19 protein-coding genes are annotated in these 21,791 nt (G+C 35.7%); 6 read left to right on the top strand and 13 right to left on the bottom strand.

Annotated features, from left to right (window positions below):
- Positions 1-35 precede the first annotated feature (35 nt).
- Both IPL24_13900 and IPL24_13895 read right to left on the bottom strand, forming a co-directional pair.
- A complete protein-coding gene (locus IPL24_13900; GenBank protein MBK8364705.1) occupies positions 36-2,783 on the bottom strand; it encodes a DUF4394 domain-containing protein in 2,748 nt (915 codons plus the stop codon).
- An 88-nt stretch (positions 2,784-2,871) separates the two neighbouring features.
- Complete coding sequence (locus IPL24_13895; GenBank protein ID MBK8364704.1) at positions 2,872-3,411, bottom strand: pyridoxamine 5'-phosphate oxidase family protein; 540 nt, start codon at positions 3,409-3,411, stop codon at positions 2,872-2,874.
- 164 nt (positions 3,412-3,575) lie between these two features.
- Between IPL24_13895 and IPL24_13890 the strand changes: the two genes are divergently transcribed.
- The gene (locus IPL24_13890) at positions 3,576-4,694 is read left to right on the top strand and encodes a hypothetical protein (GenBank protein ID MBK8364703.1); all 1,119 of its coding nucleotides are present in this window, start codon (positions 3,576-3,578) and stop codon (positions 4,692-4,694) included.
- 777 nt (positions 4,695-5,471) lie between these two features.
- Here IPL24_13890 and IPL24_13885 read toward each other — a convergent pair.
- The 3 genes from IPL24_13885 to IPL24_13875 all read right to left on the bottom strand — a co-directional run bounded on the left by IPL24_13885 (position 5,472) and on the right by IPL24_13875 (position 6,949).
- Positions 5,472-5,864 carry a hypothetical protein gene (locus IPL24_13885; protein MBK8364702.1) on the bottom strand — a complete coding sequence of 131 codons (393 nt, stop codon included), beginning with the start codon at positions 5,862-5,864 and terminating at the stop codon, positions 5,472-5,474.
- A 74-nt stretch (positions 5,865-5,938) separates the two neighbouring features.
- Positions 5,939-6,259, bottom strand: a complete 321-nt coding sequence (locus tag IPL24_13880) for a hypothetical protein (GenBank protein ID MBK8364701.1) — start codon at positions 6,257-6,259, stop codon at positions 5,939-5,941.
- Positions 6,260-6,280: 21 nt separating this feature from the next.
- The gene (locus IPL24_13875) at positions 6,281-6,949 is read right to left on the bottom strand and encodes a hypothetical protein (GenBank protein MBK8364700.1); all 669 of its coding nucleotides are present in this window, start codon (positions 6,947-6,949) and stop codon (positions 6,281-6,283) included.
- A 331-nt stretch (positions 6,950-7,280) separates the two neighbouring features.
- Here IPL24_13875 and IPL24_13870 point away from each other — a divergent pair, with 331 nt between their 5' ends.
- Positions 7,281-10,268, top strand: coding sequence for an SBBP repeat-containing protein (locus tag IPL24_13870; protein MBK8364699.1), 2,988 nt, complete (start codon positions 7,281-7,283; stop codon positions 10,266-10,268).
- A gap of 66 nt (positions 10,269-10,334) precedes the next feature.
- Positions 10,335-10,556: a hypothetical protein gene (locus IPL24_13865; protein ID MBK8364698.1), complete on the top strand. Its 222-nt coding sequence runs from the start codon at positions 10,335-10,337 to the stop codon at positions 10,554-10,556.
- A gap of 116 nt (positions 10,557-10,672) precedes the next feature.
- Here IPL24_13865 and IPL24_13860 read toward each other — a convergent pair whose 3' ends face one another.
- Positions 10,673-11,212, bottom strand: coding sequence for a hypothetical protein (locus tag IPL24_13860; protein MBK8364697.1), 540 nt, complete (start codon positions 11,210-11,212; stop codon positions 10,673-10,675).
- Between the two features lie 2 nt (positions 11,213-11,214).
- Complete coding sequence (locus IPL24_13855) at positions 11,215-12,996, bottom strand: hypothetical protein (protein MBK8364696.1); 1,782 nt, start codon at positions 12,994-12,996, stop codon at positions 11,215-11,217.
- Between the two features lie 727 nt (positions 12,997-13,723).
- Here IPL24_13855 and IPL24_13850 point away from each other — a divergent pair.
- Positions 13,724-14,710 carry an energy transducer TonB gene (locus IPL24_13850; GenBank protein MBK8364695.1) on the top strand — a complete coding sequence of 329 codons (987 nt, stop codon included), beginning with the start codon at positions 13,724-13,726 and terminating at the stop codon, positions 14,708-14,710.
- Here IPL24_13850 and IPL24_13845 read toward each other — a convergent pair.
- The 4 genes from IPL24_13845 to IPL24_13830 all read right to left on the bottom strand — a co-directional run bounded on the left by IPL24_13845 (position 14,707) and on the right by IPL24_13830 (position 17,792).
- Positions 14,707-15,054 (bottom strand): T9SS type A sorting domain-containing protein, encoded by a 348-nt coding sequence (locus IPL24_13845; protein ID MBK8364694.1) that lies wholly within the window; start codon positions 15,052-15,054, stop codon positions 14,707-14,709. The two genes, IPL24_13850 and IPL24_13845, sit on opposite strands and share 4 nt — an antisense overlap.
- Positions 15,021-16,073, bottom strand: coding sequence for a hypothetical protein (locus tag IPL24_13840; GenBank protein MBK8364693.1), 1,053 nt, complete (start codon positions 16,071-16,073; stop codon positions 15,021-15,023). The genes IPL24_13845 and IPL24_13840 overlap by 34 nt, the downstream gene beginning before the upstream one ends.
- Before the next feature lie 83 nt (positions 16,074-16,156).
- On the bottom strand, positions 16,157-17,218 hold the full coding sequence (locus IPL24_13835; protein ID MBK8364692.1) for a hypothetical protein: 1,062 nt from the start codon (positions 17,216-17,218) through the stop codon (positions 16,157-16,159).
- A 4-nt stretch (positions 17,219-17,222) separates the two neighbouring features.
- Positions 17,223-17,792, bottom strand: coding sequence for a T9SS type A sorting domain-containing protein (locus IPL24_13830; GenBank protein ID MBK8364691.1), 570 nt, complete (start codon positions 17,790-17,792; stop codon positions 17,223-17,225).
- Positions 17,793-17,998: 206 nt separating this feature from the next.
- On the opposite strand from IPL24_13830, the gene IPL24_13825 reads away from it, so the two are divergent.
- Entirely contained in the window at positions 17,999-18,649 is a 651-nt protein-coding gene (locus IPL24_13825; protein ID MBK8364690.1) for a hypothetical protein, read from the top strand.
- A 15-nt stretch (positions 18,650-18,664) separates the two neighbouring features.
- On the opposite strand, the gene IPL24_13820 is transcribed toward IPL24_13825, so the two are convergent.
- On the bottom strand, positions 18,665-20,275 hold the full coding sequence (locus IPL24_13820) for a hypothetical protein (GenBank protein MBK8364689.1): 1,611 nt from the start codon (positions 20,273-20,275) through the stop codon (positions 18,665-18,667).
- 209 nt (positions 20,276-20,484) lie between these two features.
- Here IPL24_13820 and IPL24_13815 point away from each other — a divergent pair, with 209 nt between their 5' ends.
- Complete coding sequence (locus IPL24_13815; protein ID MBK8364688.1) at positions 20,485-21,429, top strand: T9SS type A sorting domain-containing protein; 945 nt, start codon at positions 20,485-20,487, stop codon at positions 21,427-21,429.
- 65 nt (positions 21,430-21,494) lie between these two features.
- Here IPL24_13815 and IPL24_13810 read toward each other — a convergent pair whose 3' ends face one another.
- Positions 21,495-21,782, bottom strand: a complete 288-nt coding sequence (locus IPL24_13810; protein ID MBK8364687.1) for a T9SS type A sorting domain-containing protein — start codon at positions 21,780-21,782, stop codon at positions 21,495-21,497.
- Positions 21,783-21,791: the final 9 nt, after the last annotated feature.

Here is a 21,791-nt window from a genome sequence, read left to right as displayed (position 1 = left end):
CACTGTCCCTTGAGAAAATTCAATTTGTCTGATTATTATTTGATCATCTTGATACCTGATGATTTTCCCGAAGCAGTTTCAAGACGAATCATGTAGAGTCCGTTAGTGTATCCCGTTGTATTCAGAGAAATATTGTTAACACCTATTTCTGAATTAATAGATTTGCTTTCAATTAATCTTCCTGTAATATCAATTACACTTAATGAAATGTTTCCGGAAACCGTTGCAATGAATGTTACATTTATTACATCACGGAATGGATTCGGATAAGCTGTCAAATCCATTGAATTAATCTGAAGATCATTTATCGCCGTTAAAGTGGAAGGAAGAGAAAGAGCAATATCTTTTACCATAATTCCTGAACCTATGCGACCAACAAGTGTAGCAGCACCTGTGGCAAGATCAATTGTATAAAGATTATCCATTATCGATGAATCTGTATTGGCTGCAAAATAAACTTCATCCATAACAGAATCTGCATTGAAATAAATATCCATGTCAACACTCAGATCGTTTGAATTCAATGTAAGACCTGACATTCCAATTGTATTCAGAGTGCCATCATTTGGCGGTGTCTGAGTAACAAATGTATTGAGGCCTTCATCGAATCCTATCAAAGTTGTCGAGCCGGTACCGTTGTAATTATTTGTATACGCAACTGATCCTATAGAAGGGTCAGCTCCGAAGTTCATATCTCCGGTAGCGTAATTTTCCATTGAATCTGTTGCTGCAAGAGTTCCTGTAATTGGATTTAAACGATAGTTCATATCGTTCACACCAACAACTCTGATTCTGTCTACAAATGGATTGAAATCAAATCCAACATTTCCTGTACCAAGATCCAGTGTGATAGCACTTGCGCCGACCGGTGTCGCTATTGCTGTTGTGGTATCTACTGTATATAATTGTGCAGTAGATGCTGTAGTGTCATAACCCATTATAAACAGATCGCCGTTTAATGGGCGAACATCCATTCCAACAATTATTTGTCCTGCGGTAACACCTGTTATCGGCATAAAATTACGAATGAAAGTAGTGTTGTCGGAATCGAAAGAGAATAACGATGAACCCGAAAGTCCATAAATAATTCTTCCTGTAAGTGGCGGAGCTGTACGATCAATTGCAACTGCAATATCTTTTACACTTATTCCTGAACCGATTGTTCCGATGTTAGTTGCATTACCGGTAGAAAGATCCACAGAGTAAAGTGCGTCTCTGGCATCAGAACCTGTATTTGCAGTTACATAAGCAGTATTAACAGACGTCATAGGATTAAAATAAATGTCCATATCGATAGATAAGTCAGCAGGGTTTAAATTAATACCAAGAGAACCTATAGTGTTTAATGTTCCTGCATTAGGTGGATTTTGTGTGGCAAGAATTCCGAGTGAGTCATCTATGGTATATAAAAGTGTTGTCCCTGTTCCTATATAACTGTTTAAATATGCAGCAGTACCAGCATTTGGATCTGTTCCGTTATTAATATCTGATGCAGCATATGCAAGACTCTGATCAATTGCAGCAATTGCACCTGTAACAGGGTTTAATCTGTAGTTGGTATCATTATCAGCAATCACACGAATTCTGTCGACAGTCGGATTGAAATCAAAACCGATATGACCTGTTCCAAGCATAAGTTGAATGGGAGTAGTATCAATTGATGTTGCTATTGCTGTCATAACATCAATAGTATAAAGCTGAGCGTTATTATTTATTGTATCATATCCAAGAGCAAATAATTCTCCTGTAGCAGGACGTACATCCATTCCGGCAATTGCTTGTCCGGAGGTTATTCCTGTTATGCTTTTATATGATCTTAAAAATCCCGGGTTTTGCGAATCGAATTCAATTAAATTATTTCCTGATAAACCATAAATAAGATTTCCCATCAAAGGAGGAACAGTGCGGTCTATATATATTGCAATATTGCTGATAGGCGCGCCATTACCAATTGGTCCCACATTAGTAAATGCTCCTGATATTAAATCGATCGTATATAATGAATCAACTGAAGAGCCTTGTACATGTACTGCAGCATAAGCAATATTTGAAGAGGTAAATGCATCGAAGAAAATATCCATATCCATTCTGCGTGTCATTGAATCCACATTTAATAAAGATGAACCTATCGTATTCAGTGTTCCGTTGTTTGGCGGATTCTGAGTCGTGATAATATTTAATCCGGCATCATAATCATATAAAGTAGTTGAGCCGGTTCCAATGTAACTATTGATATATGCAGCAGAAACTACTTGCGGTGTTTCATTTTCATTCAAGTCACCGGTATTATATCTCAGTGTCGAATCTGTAGCAGCTATGCCGCCGGTAATTGGATTTAATCTGTAGTTCGCACCGCTTTCAGAAACAACTCTGATCCGGTCAACAGTAGGATTAAAATCGAAGCCAACTTTTCCACTATCAAGAGCGAGTGTAATTGGCATAGAACCAACTTGAGTTGCTACAGCAGTCATTGTATCTAATGTATACAAATTCGCTTCTGATGTCAGGTTATTGTAGCCAAGCAGGAACAGTTCTCCTGTTGCCGGTCGTGAATCAAGCCCGACAATTTCTTGTCCTGCCATGACTCCTGTTATTGGGATTGTTGCCTGAATAGTTTCCGGAGTATTTACCTGAAACCTTACCAGATTATTTCCGGAAATACCGAAAATGGTTTGAGCAGATAAATTAAAAGAAAGAAGGCAAAGAATGCATACGGCTAAAGCAAATCTGTGTGTGAACGTCTTAAGATAGCGGCTAGCAATTGTGTGTACTGATTTTTTCATGGTTAGAGGTATTTAATATAATATACGGGCAATGTTGCCCGGAGGATTTAATTTATTTTTAAATAAGAAAAAAAGGGTGAGTGGATTTTTATTTTTTGTCGAGTTTTAATTGACCTTCAACTCCGTCATCCATCGTTTTGCCGGTTACTATTGATGCAGCAATTTTCAGATAGGCCACAATTTTATTATGCTTCGTATCCCAATATTCACATGAGTCAGGTTTTACACTGATGAGGCTGAGTTTCGGATCTTCCGGTCCATCCTGAAACCAGGTTTTTGCCAAAGGCGACCAGAGTTCTTTTATTTTAGCACGGTCCTGTGAAATTATAGCATGACCATAAACATTTAAATATTCACTGCTGCCGGAATTTGCGAAAAGTAATTGTACATCCGGATCTTTTTCTAATTCATGGTTTTTATGAGAATCAGTGGCGCTGAAAAATTGTAGTGTGCCGTCAGTTTCCACAATCTGTAATGCCATAGGTCGGCTTGGCATTGGGCGTTCGGTAGTGAAGGTTGTAAACATGCACATTCTGGCGCCTTCAGCAAGTTCTTTTAATTTATCAATTGCCTCTTTTCCGCTGAGGTTTTTAATGTTGTCTTTTTCGTCGTGAAAATTGTGTTCCATATGCTTTTTTCGTTTTCTTATGAAAATTCTATGCCCGTAATAGCACTTTTATTTTTCAAAACATGAAAACATTTAAATATTTAAGTTGTTATCTGAAATATTTTAACATTTGGAAATTCCTTATATTATTTATCTTGTTATCGAAAACTAAAAGCTATTTAGAAATGAAAAAAGCGATAATATTATTTTGTTTTGTATTGAAAGTAATTTATTCAGATGCACAGTTGCAATTAAACTGGGTAAGAACAGAAAGAGATACATCGGCAGCACCGGGATATAATTTACTCGAAGATCTTGTACTTGATGAAAATAGTAATTTATATGTGAATGGCACTATTGATTCATTTCAGACAATTATACCAATCTATATTTCATATGATTCATCAGGAATGGAAAGGTGGCGACGGACCATTAGTGAATTGGGATTAAATTTTAGTTGGAGAAGTTTAAAATCGCCATTAGGACATGTTGTCTTTGCAGGCGAATATGAAGATCAGACAGGAACGAATAATATGATCTACACAGAATATAATTATTCCGGAGATAGTATTGGTGGCGGAATTTTAAATTCACCGGGATTCACAACTGGTGATGATCTGGGTGACATTTGTATTGACAGAACAGGAAATTTATTTCTTGCAGGTCAGATCAGAGTTGGCGGAGATTTTCCCGCAGCAGTTGCACGATTTGATGCTGGTAGTGAATTCAGATGGCTAAGTAGTTTCCCGATCTTACCCGGATGGTCGACAGGAGATATCCGTGCAATAGAAATGTGCGGAGATACCGGTATGTATTGCTTAACAGTAAACTTTACAGGATTTGCTTCAGTGTTATATTGTGATACATCCGGGACATTTGACTGGGCAGTAACTTTACCTGTTTCAACTGATAATTACCATTCAGCATTAGCAACAGACAATGACTTCAATGCAATTGTCGGTGTCAGATACAATAATAATAATTTTGGACTGGTAAAGTTAAACTCTTACGGAGATACATTGTGGACCAGGAGTTATACATATCCAGGTCTTTCCACAGCTTCGGTTGAAGTTGTAAATATTAAAACTGATTCATTGAATAATATCTATGTACTTGGAACTTCCAATGGAATTAATCAGTATTCTTTAATTACAAAATTCGATTCCGGTGGTTCAATATTATGGATGGATACAGCACGTGGAGTAGGAGGCATGTTTGGCAGAAATAAAGATTTCATGCAACTGAAAAACGGTAAAGTAATTTTTACAACATCTTCCGTAGACGAGTCATATTTATGGATATAATGAAAGCGGACAAAGAATAATTGATCAGACACTCCTGCTTCCTGGATTAACAGATCCGGAAGTCAATGCAATTGAATTTAATAATTCATCAGTTTATTTAGCCGGAAACAGTAATATTGGCTTTAATGTGAGATTAGGATTTGTTGCAAGACTTGATGATATAAGTACAGGAATAAAAGAATATGACACAATACGGATCAATAACTATTTTCCCAAATCCAGCAAGTGATATTTTCAATTTTAAATTTACAAATTTGGAATTTAAACCTAAAAATTACAATCTATGATTTAAATGGAAGGCTTCTTTTAGAAGGATTTCTAAAGGAATAAATCAAATCAAAGATTGAAGATCTTGACAGAGGAAATTATTTTATTCAATTCTCAGATAAGAAATTGAGTTATGCTACACAGTTTGGAATTTTCTGATGACAGGTAATAATGTCATCGTTCTTATTTTGCATCTTATAAAAGCCTCATTCCGGCGAATAAGGTTTTTACTATATGTTTACGTGCTAATATGATTTAGTGACTTTTATATTTATCCACTCATTTTTGATTTTTGATCTGAGGATATAGACTCCTGCAGGAAGTGAATTTGTATCGATTTCAACAAAAATTTGCTACTGGATTTGTTTCAGGATTTTCCCAGTCAAATCGGAAAGTATTACTTCAGAGATTGTTTTTCCGGTTGAAGTTTTCAAATAAAAAAAGTTTTGAACGAAACGTTCTTCGCTTTTCCTGATGGTCCTGAAATATTAGTGCAATCATCAAAATATATCATTGCTGAATCTGAGTACCTGCATCCATTCGCTGTCTGAACCATGACCCAAATTGAAAGTGTGTCAGGAAGAGTAGTTCTGGAATATGATTTGCTTGGACCTGATGTAATACCGTTAGGATCATTGCTCCAGTAAGTATTCCGCTTATGTTGCTGAGATTACAAAGACAGGCGGCGCAAACAAGAGGAACAGAATGAACGGAATAGCTTTGACCGAGACTATCAGTTAGAATAACACTATAGTTTCCCGACGTCGTAACATGTAATTGTTCGGTAGTGTCTCCGGTATTCCAAATGTAAGATGAAGCGGATTGCATTGTAGAAAGTGTAAGTATCGCCCTGGCAATATACAGATAGATTGATCTGTAGAGAGTAGGGAAAACGTTCACCATTTGGCCCAAGCCTTACGAGATAACTGACCGTATCATTTGCAAGTTCGAACCACAATTGCCCACCATCGTTGCATTTAAATTTTTAAATGTGTTTGCATGGTCATAAAATGTCTGAGTCCAGAGAGGTGTATATTACACTTGATTACAATATGTTTTTTTCTGTTAAGCTGAAAATCATATTCTACTGTAACAAGAAAGTAACCACTGTCGGAAGCAGCTTCGGCCGGATAATAAGGAGCAACCATTGGACTGTAATATCTGGTTCTTTGTAAGACTCCGGTTTCATCGAATTGCCTGATGACCATTGAATCAGTTTGCTGATAAATTAATTTGAAACCACCATCATCTGTACGAAAGATTGATTTTGAAGCCGGCAGATCAAAAAGTTGAATCAAAAAAATTTGTTTCCAGCGGAATCATAAAGGTAAACATGGTGGTGTTGAAAGTAGATTAGTAGCTGTATCATATTCTTCGATAAGCTGATCATACGCAAGTTCATTTTGTTTATTGAAAGAAAAATAGGTTTGATAATAATTGCCAAAGTGCAGGTTTTTCAGGGTGTCAAGATCCTGGTCAAACTGTGTTACTTTAATTTCGTTGGAGATTCCAATAGTCCCGATGAAAGTAATTGCCCAGAGTGTATTGTTTGCACCTTCATGTATCAGCCTATTACCTGTGCTATTGTAGACACTTGAAATATCGGTATAGACACTATCCAGAACATTTCGAAGTATCCATCGTAAAATTTTAGGTACGCCATAAAAACCATTTACTCTTGAATATGAAGAAGTCTGCAAAACCAAAACCGAATCAATAAATATTATATTCGTAAACATAATATCTGAATCCTGGTCAGTATAAATTCTTTCCCAAAGTAGATTACCGGCACTATCAAGTTTTGCAAGAAAACCCCTTACCTCAGAATTAACTGTGTCCTGTCCACTAGCGTAAAAAACATTTCCTGGTGCATGTACAATGTCGTTCACTAAAGAACGATTCATTCCCATGTATAAATGTTCCCAAGCAATCTGAGCGTTCGAACAAACTGAGATGAGGAAAAGAGATAAAAAGGTAATAAATTTCATGGTAGTTGGTTTTATGGATTAATTTAATAAGATTAAAGAACAACTTTTTTTAAAGCTAATAAAAAACCTTAATTACAAGTAATTTCATATATTAATCTTTACTTTTTATATGAAGTGAATTTAGGTCATAGTTACTTCCCATCAACATATTCCTAGTAATCCCAACATCCATTAAATCCCGGTCAAAATCCAAGGTTAATAAATACCTTCCGAATTAGTAATCTAAATTTAACATACAGAATATTTTATTGATATATTTCAGACTTACCTTTGACTTCTATCATACGGCTCTTCAAAGGTTTTGAATAGTTTTATCAAAACCATATTAACAATGAAATCCCTGCAAACAGGCTTTTTTTCAATAATAACCTTATTTTTCTTTTTTCAAACGAACGCCCAAACCGTTCAATGGGCTCATAAAGGCACTTCTCAGGGTTATGAATATGGAAATGCAGTTACCACTGATGATTCGGGAAATGTATATGTTTCCGGACAAATCGAATATACGACCCATTTCGATAACGGACAAAACCTATCATCCTATGGAATTCATGACATATTTGCCGGTAAATATGGTCCCGATGGTACAGTAAAATGGCTTCGAAATGCAGGCGGCAGAGGTGGGGATGTTGGTTATGGTGTTGCTGTCGATGATCAACAGAATTGCTATGTCACAGGTGAAATTGAAGATACTGCCCAGTTCTCCTCTTCGGTATCGCTGATTTCTAAAGGTGGTAACGATATCTTTTTAAGTAAATACAATTCGAATGGAACTTTAGTTTGGGCTAAAAGTTTTGGCAGCACAGAAAGTGATAAAGGATATTCGCTGATGACGAATTCCAACGGTGATGTTTTTCTGACAGGATTTTATTCAGCACATATTTATTTTGACAATATCCATTTAACGCCTGCCGGATTGGGAGATGTGTATACAATGAAATTGAACAGTGCCGGTGTAGTTCAATGGGCAAAGAAAGGTGCGGGCTCAGAAAATGATAAAGGAAAGGGAATAACATTTGACAGAAATGGAAATGTTTACGTAGCAGGATTTTTTACGGATCAGGCAACGTTCAGTGGAAATACAATCAACAACAATGGTACATCCGGAGGATTTCTGGTGAAGTATGATGCAAGCGGACAGATTGTTTGGCTTAAAGGAAATTGCTGCGGTACTTCTGAATATGATGGAATTGCAATTGATGCTGACGACAATATTTATACAACAGGATATTTTACAGGAACTGTTACTATTGGAAGTACAACTCTGACCTCCTCCGGTAGCAGTGATATTCTGATGGTCAAATACGATCCATCAGGTAACGTCATCTGGGCAAAAAAAGCAGGTGGACCTTATGAGGATATTGCGAATGGAATTACAGTAGATTCAATCAATGAAATGTTTTATATAACCGGTCAGCTTGATGATCACGGATATTTTGATTCTAAATATGCAGGTGCTGCGGGCAACAGAGATGTTTATATAGCAGCTTATGATCTGAATGGAAATTGCCAATGGGTAAAACCTTATGGCGGAGTGAATCGTGATATTGCATACGGAATTGCAAGTGATCGCAATGGTTACATTTGTACAACAGGGATCTATACAGGCAGTGCAACCTTTGGTAGTTATTCATTGACCGGTAATTTACTCTCTGATTATTATGTTGACAAAGTAAGTCCTATACCTGTTGCAGCGCCGTCGAGTGCTTCAACAAATTTGATAGTCACCAATTCTAATTGCAATGATTTGTCTTTGAGTTTTACTCCTGGAAATGGAGCAGGAAGAATTATTATTGCCCGTGCAGGTTCAGCAGTAAATCAATCACCGGTCAATGGTGCTACGTATAATGCCAATCCATCATTTGGTTCAGGTGCAAATCTTGGAAGTGGAAACTATGTTGTTTACAATGGTATAGGGAACTCATTAACAGTAACCGGACTTAATGCAGGAACTACATATCACTTTTCTGTTTTTGAATATAACGGTGCAGGAGCAGTAATATCATACCTTACAATAAATCCGGCTCTTGCATCAAAGACTACGGGAACATATTCTGTGAATATCCAGTCAAGCGCAAACTCAATTTGCGTCGGAGATACATTAACATTAACTGCTGTCGGCGGCGGAACCTATAGTTGGTCACCTGCCGGAAGTTTGTCTGCATCATCAGGGAGTGTTGTGCAGGCTTTTCCTTCCTCTACGACCACTTACACTGTAAATGCAAACAACAGTGGTTGTCAGGTTCAGAATATAAAAACGATCACCGTTCATCAACTTCCATCCGTTTCATTGTCCGGTTTAAATTCTATCTGTGAAAATAGTAATCCGGTTATACTTTCCGGAGGCTTGCCAACTGGCGGAGTTTACAGTGGAACCGGAGTTGTATCAGGAAGTTTTGATCCGGCACTTACAGGATATGGTGTAATACCTGTTTCGTATTTTTATACTGATGGAAACGGATGCTCAGATTCAGCAAACGGTTCAATTACTGTTTTTCAGAAACCGGTCGTAAGTCTATCGCTCATGAATTCTCTTTGCGAAAACGAACGTCCTGTTATTCTCACAGGCGGGTCACCATCCGGTGGTGACTATCATGGAAGTGGAATAACATCAGGAATTTTTGATCCTTCTGTTTCAGGAGTTGGAACAATACAGGTTTCATATTTTTACATTGATGGCAATGGATGTTCAGACTCAACGACAAGTTCAATCACTGTTCTTCAGTCGCCGAATGTAAGTTTGTCACTTGCAAGTTCAATTTGTGAGAATGCAAATCCGGTTGTTCTTTCAGGCGGATTACCTGCTGGTGGAATTTATACAGGAAGTGGAGTAGTTTCCGGATCATTTGATCCGGCATTATCAGGAGGCGGAACGATTCCTCTGTCGTATTCATTCACCGCCGGAAATGGTTGTTCTGATTCTGCAGTTAGTTCAATAATAGTATTTCAATCACCGGTTGTTGCATTGTCTTTCGCTACTACTCTTTGTGAAAATGGAAGTCCGGTTCAGTTAACAGGTGGAACGCCTGCTGGAGGAGTGTATAGTGGAAGTGGTGTTGTAGCAGGCTTTTTTGATCCGGCATTGAGTGGGACAGGTTCTGTTCCGGTTTTATATTCTTATACAGATGCAAATGGATGTTCTGATTCAGCGGTTTCTGCTGTTGATGTGAGAAGTACTCCAGTCATTTCTTTAGGAAATGATACAACGATCTGCGCCGGCCATGCTCTGACTCTGGATGCAGGCAATAGTTATCCATCTTATAGCTGGTCCACAGGTTCCGTTCAATCATTCATAACGGTAGACAGCAGTGGAACATGATGTGGAACATCAAATGTATTTGTAGAAGTTACTGATACTTATCGCTGCTCAAATTCAGATATAATTTTGATCACGTTTTCAATTTGCTCCGGTACAGTTAATACGAATGGTAATCCAGCACTAAGTATTTATCCAAATCCATTTAATCAGAATTTACATCTTTCACTTGACAAAATAGCGGATGTTTTTATTTATGATTCTGCAGCGAAGCTTATCGAAAAGCTGACTGAAGTGAATGGTGATATTGAATTTGGTTATAAACTTCCGGTTGAGTTTACAGTGTTGTAGTTTTTCAGAAAGATGTACGAACAGTATTCAGGGTAATTAAGACCGCGGCAAATTAGAAGGCAGCATAATTTTAAAAGAAGAATTACTTCCGTGAAGAAATTCTTCGAAAAGATTGTTTAATACAGTAATCCCCATACACTTCCATCTCTAAGCTGAAATGAAATGATACCTGAAGTTTTGTTATAATATACATTGTTAAAATAAGAATTCTGTCCTTGCATCATTAGTCTCACCTGACTATAGTTTTTATTTTTAACAGTTATAGAAATGCTGTCAGCATGATCTTTAAAGAAATCTCTTGTTGTTTCTGAATATAGGCAAGGCCAGTTTTGTGATTTAGGAAAAGTATAATAATGACTGGTTGTTATTTGTAGATAGTTATCGTTAATCCTGATTTTCGCCTGAACAGATTCAAAGTTGGGACAATTGCTATCATCATCATAAACTTTCGGATAAAAACCACTTGTTCTCTCAACAAAAAATGTATCAATTTGAGAAGAATCGTTTTCAAATATCAGCATTTGTCCGTCATGATATGGAATCCATGACAACTCATCTGCAGTGCAACTACCATCATCGGTGCACTTTTCTTTGCAGGAAAAAGCCGAAGCAATTAAAATGATTAAGAATAGAATATTACTAGTATTATATTTCATCATTATCCTTTAAAAAATTTCCCGGAATAGTTTCCCATATTATAAATATATACTCCTGTATGTAACTTCGAAATATCAATGTACTGATCATCGTGAATATCGTCATCAATGATCACTCTTCCAAAAATATCAATTAGTTTAAATCTGGCACTGGATATGGAAGAAGGTAAATCTATCTGAAGATGATTTGGGAAGACACTAACTTTAATTCCTGATGGAGTAAGTTCGTTTTGACCAAGACATACAACGTGGTTCACTGAAATTGTATCACTGTTAAAGCATCCGTTCGTGTCAGTTATGGTGACAAAAAAAGTATCAATAGTTGGAAATTGTGAGAAAGTTTCAATCGATGGACTTGTATCTCCTGTGTTCCAATCGTACTGTATAAAATTTCCGGCATTAAGAACTACTGTGTCGTTAAGGCAAACGGTTGTGTCTGGTCCAAGCGAAACAATAGGTTGAGTAAATAAATTTAGTGTAGTCTGGTAAGAATATTTACATCGATTAGTGTCTGTCAGATATAAAGTGTAATTCCCTGACAAATTTGCAATAATGGTATCGTTATAATTATAGGGCAAGTTGGGTGCTTTCCAATAGTAAGAATAATTGAGAGGAATAGTATCCATCGTCAGTTGAAATGCATTGTTTTCACAGGGAATGCCAAAAGAAATTATATTTAAGGGTACGAAGTTATTTGGATACCCGTAAAGTTTCATTGTATCAGAAGCAGTTCTCCCTTGTGAATCTGTAATGAGCAATCGAAAAGTCACAATGGTATCTATGTTTGTAATATAAGGATACATGATCGTTGAGTCAGACAAATAGTTTCCGGGCGACCAGTCATATTGATATGGAGGAATTCCCCCTTCAACAGTAACAGCAAAAGCGACGCGTGAGTTACTGCAGAGGGTATCATTATATTGGATCGACACAAGTATAGAATCAGAATCTAAGTTATAATAATAACAATCAGTATAAAATTCATTGCAATGGTAATAATTTTTAAAGGTGTGAATCAGGACTTGTGATGAATTGTAATCGTATGTAGTGTGTTCATCAGAATCGCATCCGGGATTTCCTGATTGGTGTGAATAATAATCAATTATATTTCCTGCGCTATTGAAAGCATGAGTTTCATTCCACGTAAAATAGTAACTTCCTCCTGAATACTCCTCTCTGAGATGATATATTGTTCGTCCGGCAAAATCACGAACATTTGTATTTCTTATCGAGGTATCGCTGCAAGTTGTATCCGGACAGTTTAAAATCACTTCTGTTGTAGTGTTTCCCATAAAACTATATTCATAGGTTGCGGAAGGAATCCATGAAATAGAATTTGAATTTCCGTAATATGTATATTTGATCAGACTGTCATTTCCATCATATACGTAATCGTAAAAAGTAGAATCTAAAATTGTTGTATATTTTAATTCTTTATTTGACAGAATTTTATTTGAAAATGAATAGGTATAAGTATTGATCAAAGAATCGTGGGGAATATTGGACTGATAATTTATTTTCCTGTATTCAATATTTCGATCTGACAGATCATATGACCACGTATAAAGAGTAGATGTCCGGTATTGACCAAATCCATATTGTTCTTCACGTTGCTGAACAGTGTTATTGTTGGAATCATATTGATATGTTGTCCTTGCATTTGAGTCAAGGGGGAAAGAACTACCTGTAAACCTGAGTTTCTCAAAAAGGTTTCCGGAAACATCATATGTATAATTATATCGGGAATAATAGGTGCCATTGAAATTCACTTGAGTCTCCAGCATTGTGTCTAATAAACCGGATGTATTATAACCGTAATCAGTCCTGGTTACGAGTCTGAATGCCGTATCCTGTTGACCCCAGTTTTGAAATTCAAAATATAAGTTTCGTTTTGTATTAAATGACCTAGTGAGTCAAAGCGATCTATATCTTTATTGATGATCTTATATTCTTGGTAACTGAATTCTCCGGTGGAGCAGATTTTGACAGTTGTCGAATCGGCAAAGGAAATATTTGAAAAAATGAGGAAGAAAAGGAATATGGTGAAAAATTGTTTCATGTTCGAAGATATGAAAAACAATACAAAGTTGATAGGGGAGGCTGGGCTGATTTTTACCGGGATTTAATGGATTGTTGGATTGCCGGGAATAATGTTTGATGATTTTGGAGTTTAGAAGGGTCGTAGGCATTTTGAACCTTTTGCCTTGGAAATGGTGGAATGGTATGGCCAGGACAATCAATAATTTAAATGATATTATTCTTCCTGAAATTTTATATTTGACAAATATTACTTTGGGGACTCTGTCACCTTATACATTATACACCACATATGATAAGAATACTAGTAATTTTATTATTTTTAGTTGGCCCGTTAAAAGCGATTTGCCAGAATAGTCAACGGTTTGACACAGGATTGGTCGTTCTGAAGCATGGCGATACTCTAAATTGTTTGGTGGAAATAAATACAAGTTATGGGACACTGTCAGCTATAAAACTTTTCTGAATAACGATTTGAAGATTCTATTAACTAAAGACATTCGGTCAATAAAAACATCTTTTGCTCAGACGAAAAATATTAAGTATAATAATTCAGAAAAATTGATGACACTCATTGTGGATGGCAAAGTTAAATTATACAATTATGTCACTTATTATAAAAGTAGTCCAAGTGAAAGTTCAGAAGGTTGGAATCCGGTTTTCGGTTTTTCACATGTTATAGAAATGAATGACAGTATTATTCCTATTGATGGTCTGAAATTTAAAAAGCAAGGCCAAAAATTATTCAGTGATTGCAGTACGCTTGCAGAAAAGATCAGGAAAGGCATATTGGATTATTCTACCATTGCAAAAGTTGTTAAGGAGTATAATTCATGTGGAGAACCTGTCGACATTGCCAGCATAAATGACTATGAAAGAGGTAAATTGAAAGATGGATACAAAGAAGGTATTTGGGAATATTACGATCTACCGGGAGAATTATCTTTGAAAGTAAATTATGACAATGCGCAATTGCTGTATTTAATTTCAGATACCTCCGAATATGCAATAAATATCAATGGAGAATGGATTTATTCTAAATTGGATATGCAGCCAAGATATATCGGGAGCCTGGTGGAGTTTTATACTATCATAGGTAAGAATTTGAGGTATCCGAATGATGCCAGAGATAATAATACCGCCGGACTTATGTATATGACTTTTGAAATAGATACAATGGGGCATATTAATAATATGACACCAGTAAAAGATCTGGGAGATGAATGTTCAAAGGAAGTGATTAGAGCGATTAAACTAATTCCTGACTTATGGTTGCCTGCAATAAAAAATGGTAAAAAATATGTCTCCAGATTTATTTTACCTGTTAGTTTTGAATTGACAAATGATGGAAAGATAACCGAAGATAAAAATATAGACAATGATGAACCGTTGCCAATTGCTAAGACTCTGGAAACTGTAAATATTCGAATGATGGGAATAACCAGAAGGTTACGTTATTAATTTCCAACGACAACTTTACCACTGCAAAGAATTTTACCATTAGATATGACCTGATAAAAATATATTCCTGTTGGCATTTCTCTTTTCTCTAAAATAATTTTATTGCCTGATGAATGCAATGTTTTTTTATATCTTCCGAAAATGTCGAAAAGTATAATCTCTGCATTCGTCAACTCTCCTGACAAGGCCATTTGAGTAACATTTTGAAATGGATTTGGATAAAAATCGCTGCAATGTTTCGAATCCTTTGGATAAGTAATAATTGAATTAGTGATGTTGGTTGTATCAAAACCCGTTAAAGAAAACCCTCTTACCTGATGTTGATATGAATCAATATTGCCCATGAAGAAGTAGCGGCCGGAACGAGACTGAAAACATGTGGTAGGATTTTCCATGCTATAATTAGCAATCGTTTTTGCCACTGCGGCTGAAAGAGGCTGTCTACTTTTGTAAACAAATCTTTGCTTTCAGTAAAACTTAAATTCTCTACTGAAGCTATTAAGTAACCTGAATCATTGGTCCTGATAATTGAAACTGTTGTATCACCAAATGTATAATTGAGCGTACCTGCATTTGCACCTGATGAATCGAATCGCAATAGATTTTCGGGGCCAACAGAAACAATTGTCGAATCGGAATCATAATAAAAAGGTGAATTGTTTTTTAATCCTAACTGCGGTCTTTGCCAAAGCTGATTTCCTGCAGAATCATATGAGGCAATGTAGTATGTTGGATAATTAAAATAATATTGACCTCTTATAATTAAACCGCCACTATTATTTTCTAATGCATTGTGTGGGTAAGGATTATTGAAGTCATGAGTATACCAAATTACATTTCCTATTGAATCACATCTCATAAGTACTCCTTCGGTATTGAATCTGTACGGATGATCTTTTAACATTCCACCAATCAGTAAATCTCCATTATTCATCTCTTGAACGAGAGTGATGCAATTTATAATTGTATCCGAGAAAACTTTTGACCAAAGTGCATTTCCGGAAGTGTCAATTTTGACGATGGCGCCCCGCATGTTAGTAATTGAATCTGCATTGACCCCACCAATAAAAAAATTTCCATCTGCTGATTTTGAAGAAGAAAAATAATGTTTGATCAATGTATCGTAATTTGCTTTACACCAGATTGTGTCGCCATTCTGATCAGCTTTTATTACCTGAAGGTGCCCAATTCCATTAATTATAGTCTGTCGTGTAATGATCAGGTTGCTGTCTGACGTTTCAAAGATCTGTGCTCTGACATCAGTCGGCGACGATAAAAAATATTTTTGAAAAGCTATTTGACCACTGCCGGATACAGAAATTAAACACACTAAAAATACAAATGAAAATTGTTTAATGGTCATTGCCCAATGAATCTGTTTTAATAAAAATTATTTCTGATTTTCCTGATTCGCTTCGGGAAGAACCAACGATACAATATCCGCTATCATTTGTAACTATAAGGTTGCTTGCAATGTCTAAGATCGAACCACCGAATTTTTTTTTCCCATATGATATTTCCATCCAGGTCGTTACGGACAAGACGTATGTCAGAATTCTGAACTTCACAGAACGGATTTAAATTATCAAAGGATTGAGTTGGCTGATAATAATTGGCGATCATAACATAACCGGAGTCGCCCGGTAAATTTACCGGAACAATATCTATCGGAATAAAACCAAGTTCCTTTGACCACAGCGAATCTCCAAGGCTGTCAGTTCTGACTAGCCCTGATCTGAAGAGGGATGGCTGGGCAGACCAGGTAGCCCCGGAAATATAACCGGAGTCTCCAATTGGAAGTATACAGAAAGGCATATAGTTAATCGATTTTGACCAGCTTCCACTTGTTCCGCCATGCTTTTCAAGAAAGTAAAGATTGCTACTTTGGAAAACCTTGACGAGTATGATACCATTATCATCTGTTTCTTTAAAATCATGAATGGTTCCACCACCGGTACTATATGAATAAGTATAAGTTGTATCTCCGGCATCTGTTATTCCAAAATAAAAAGCAAAGTTACCCGGACCGGCATCATCAGAATATCCTGAAATAATATATCCGCCAGTATCCTGAATTAAAATATTTCCGAATAAAGTTCCATTTTGAGGAAATGGAAACGGCTGATCATTTGACCAGAGTTTATTACCCACACTATCGATTTTCCGGCAATATCCATTCGGATCTAATGTGCCTGTCATTATAAATCCATGATCGGAAGTTTCTTTGATACATGTTATTTTTGGTATCGAAAGATATGTAAATGGACTTTGTATAGTATCAGTAAATGAAGATGTCCAAAGAGTATCCCCAAATGAATTAGTACGAATTATATAAGCACCATAACAATTATTTGAAGCAATTACATAGCCGGAATCATTGCATGCTTGAACAAAAGTTCCTTCAACCTCACAAGTGCCACCGAAAGTTTTATTGAATTTGATTTGTCCTTTTGTTTGCAGACCAGAGAAAATGAATGAAAGAAATAAGAGGAGTGAAAGGAGTTTCATGTTTTTAATCAGTCTTAATATTAACGGACTTAATTAAAATAGTTTTTTTGCTTAAAATGCCATCGAAGTAATGTAAAAAATATATTCCATCAATTAATAGAGAGACATCAAGATTGACTAAACCTGTTCCGATTTTTTTAAATAAGACTTGATTCCCCAAGGTATTGTAAATTTTAATATATCCTTCTTCAGAAGGGTTATCAAAATGTAGTTGATCATTAAATGGGTTCGGAAAGGCACTGAACTTGTGGTTCGATTGTTCTGAAATATTATCTGATGTAATGAAATTGCAAATAATATTATTTGGATAGTCGACAAGAACAGTATGAACGCTTGAATCTATTGATCCATTACTACACATTCCGAAAACTTTAACGATATAAGTTCCCGGATAGGGGAAGGACGAACCACCATGCTGAAAGGTGTCAGTAAACCCATTTCCATAATCCCAAAAGTAACTTGTGACATTGCAATTGCAATGGTTATCGAATGAAATAGTGACTTGATGATTTGTGGTGTCTATTGAAATGGGGCCACAAGTAAATTGACATGCTGCATTGGTGGTTTTTGGCATAAAGGAAATCATGAAAAAAAGAAAAACATAAATAGTTTTTATAATTTTATTTAGCATCTTAGTAAATTATTTTTGAAAAGGTAGGAAATATTTTCTTAATGTAAACAAATTAAACTGATTATTTTCAACGCTAAAATTGACAATAATCATCTATATTCTTATTTACGATTCGTTACTTCATACAGCACACATAACGTATTCAACAAATGGAAAAAATCAACTACAAAAGATTCATTCTTGTAAAGGACAATTTTTATACAGATCCTGTTAAGGTTTACAAGACAGCGTTGAAGAGCGACTTTCATGAACCTCCTGATTGCACTGGATTGCGTAGTAAAATGGTTTATCATGAACCCGGAGTTAAAACAAAACTTGAAAGGATCCTTGGAATAAAAATTAATCGATGGGATATTGATCCTGAAGAAGAAAACGGAGTGTTCTACCAGGGCTTTTCAAAAGGGAACAAGAAAGAAATTCCGGGAGTTCATTCGGATGAACCTTATAATGACATCACCGTGCTGATCTATCTCACGCCCGGACTACCTGTTGATTGTGGAACATCTTTATGGATGCATAAAAAAACAAAACTAACTGATCCTGCTATGAGCAAGGATGCGCGGAGACTTAAAAAGTCGATTTACGATATTCGCTATCAACTGGAGATTGAAAGTAAGAATAAAAGTAAGTGGATAGAAACAGACCGTATCGGATATAAATACAATCGAATGGTCGCTTACCCTTCAGGCGCTCTGCATTCTGCTACACAACATTATGGTGGCTCGCTGAAAGATGGAAGGATTTATCAGACCTTTAGAATTGGTGTAGACTGGAAAACATTTAAGATGGACAAATCTTAAAGCAATTTATGAGGATTAATTTTTAAAGAAGTTCAAAAGCAAGAACTGATATTTATAAAGATCAATTGGTTTTGTTTTTATCATCTGACACATCAGATCTAATTTTTTGGCATCAGTGATCTGCATTGCTTCTGCCCATAATGCTATTTCTTTGAGAACTTTTTCTTCATTCGTATTCAATGATTTCGCCCAAAGAGTTTTAATTTTAAATCGCATTACACTGTCTTTCTCCGCCAGTACACGATTACCGAAATATTGTTTCTGAATCAGCTTCTTCACTTTTTCTGAAATATCATACAGACTTACAATTTTCTTTACGGCTAGCTGCAATCCCATATTGCTTTCAGTAAACTGAACCAACACTTTTTTTGAAGTGTGATAATTCTTTCTCTTCGCAATTTTGACACTTTCATCTTTTGCAATCTTTTTCAATTTGGAGTCTATTGGTCTGAATCCATACCGGTAATAAAACCAGAATGCACCTGTTTTAATTCCATCAGGATTATCGAGACCAAATTGATAGGCTTCGACTTCAAAAAAACTGATATTAAAGACTTGCTTATAGACACGCAGCAGCTGACACATCATATATCCTGATTCACCGCCGCGGAAAGATTCGAAAATATTTATTCCAAAATTAGCATACTCACCAAATATCCATGCCCCACCGTAAGCAGCAGGTAATCCATTTTTAAATAGTGTGAAACCAACATAAGACTCCAGTGGAAGTTGTCGTTCAGGAATCATTCCATAGATAGCAACTGTTACTCCTCGCTCAAGTTCGTACAGACTGAATGAACGTTCATCCATATACGTGACTGGATCTGTTTCCCGTTCATAAATCGCCATTGAATTTTTTACAACTGAAATCGCAGCATCTATTTCCTTTCTTGCATAGACCTTCGTTTTAGGTAAACCTGTATTCAGGAGTGCTTCGTGGTCAAACCGCTTTAAAATCTGATCGTGATAGAATGGCTTTTCAATATGAATACGGTTATACGATTTGGAAAATGATTTATTTTTCGGAGTAAGTTCAACATAGGAGCCTAAGCCTTCAAACAAATGATCCTTTACATAAGGCAGATGATTTAACTTTCCTAACTCAGAAATTAAAAAATGCAATCTGTCTTTTTCTTTTACCAGCAATGCATCCAGCAATTCGAAATTTGTAAATCCGGCTGTAGTTTCACTTTTCTCCAGTGAAGGCAATGTTAAACGCAAAACCTCATTCAGATCAAAAGAAGGACTTTCAAAACTTGATAATTTTATTTTGATATCAGGATGAGTTAAGAGCCATTGAATACAATCAAACGAAAATCCGGTAAGAACAGAAGTGTATGGTAAACCTGAATTGGTAAAAATTTCAGGATCGAGCTTCTTTGCACTTTTCAACAAAACAGTGATCCTTTTTAATTCTTTCTCTGCTAGAGAGGTTATCTGAGCATTATTTGGATAAGCACAAATGAAGAGCAGCAGTTCATTGTAAGTAAGAATCGTTTCATTCAGCGGCAATTTAATTTTAGAGATCCGCTTGAGTAATTCAATTTTCTTTGAATTATCCTCAGCGCTATAACGATTTACAATCAGACTTAAAGAATCTAATGCTTTACTCAGATTTGAACTCATACTATAGGGACTTTGATCACGTTAAGGGACAAAAGTATATAAAATAATGAATATTGAAGGGTTGCCATAGCTAGTCTGATCCCATTAAGAAACATGAGTTTTAATTATTCCTTTTAATTTATTCGTAAAAGATTTATATTTAAATTATTTTCGATAGCTTAGTCAAACGAAGCCGACTTATAACTTTAAAAGTACTCAATATTCAAACCATGAAAAGGATCTTAATTATTTGTTTTTTCTTAATAACAAAACATTCTTATTCTCAATTAGCACTTCCATTTCCGGATAGCACAGCAAACTGGGTAATTACTGAATGTTTCTCCGGAGGTGGTGCTCCTGGAGCATTTTACTGTTTTAATTATAGATATTTCTCGCTTGGAGACACCTCCATGAATGGATTTACATACAAAATACTAAATGAGTCATACAATCTTGATCCAAGTGATACAATTAGTTCATCTGTTGTTGGGTATTACAGAATAGATGGACAAAAAGTTTTTTATCTCCAGGATTCATCATATAACAATAGTATTGTTGGCCTGTATAATTCTTTTTATTTTAATACAGGTCAGGAAATTTTATTGTATGATTTTGGAATGCAAATTGGAGACACTTTTTCATTGAGTGATTCTGTTTATTTCGCTTTTCAAGGTCGGGCAACAGTTGTTCTGACCCAAATAGATACCATTCAGTTATCAGGGCAACCTGTGCGAAGGTTTAATTTTACTACCTCTAATTTGGGTTGCGACGCTATTCCATATTATTACTGGTACGAAGGTATAGGCAGTTCTTTTGGATTTTTTCCTAATTTTTATTGCTTTGAAAACGGCGTAACCTTTGACTGTTTTCATGAAAACAATGTAGACTATGTTTTTTATTTGCAACCAGGCGATGATTGTATGAATATTACATTGGGTGCAAATAATCCTGATAAAATGAAAAAGATATCTGTCTTTCCAAATCCGTCTGATGGATTGATCAACATTCAATCTGATTTCGATGATGATAAAGTTGTGATTACTGATCTGACTGGTAAATGTATCTCAACACTTAAAATTTCAGTGGGAAATAATTTGGTAAATATTCAAAATCTCTTACCCGGACTTTATCTTTTGAAAACTACAATGGGAGTGGAGAAAATTTTAATATTCTAGTGAAAACAAAAGCGGCCGTTTAATCTTAAGATTGGAAGCAGGTAAAAAAATAAATTTCAGATTATTTAAGGATTCGTTTTTACGAAAGGTATAAATTCTCCTTTTCGATCCATATACACAGCATGTAAGTAATAAATTCCTTGCCGGAGATTGGAAATGTCAATTGAAGTGATTACTGAACCGTATTGTTCTGACTTTAGCATTTTACCTGTTGCATCAGTGATTTCTATTCTTTTCAATTTGGAAATATCTTTTATGTCTAAAAAGATTTTGGCAGAAGAGGGGTTAGGATATATTTTTAAATTTTGTACAGCTTCAGTTTTATTTATTGAATTCAGAATTGGATATTCCATCTTATAGTA

This window comes from Bacteroidota bacterium (assembly GCA_016711505.1).
Lineage (GTDB): Bacteria > Bacteroidota > Bacteroidia > AKYH767-A > 2013-40CM-41-45 > JADKIH01.
This window is presented reverse-complemented; position numbering and strand designations above follow the sequence as displayed.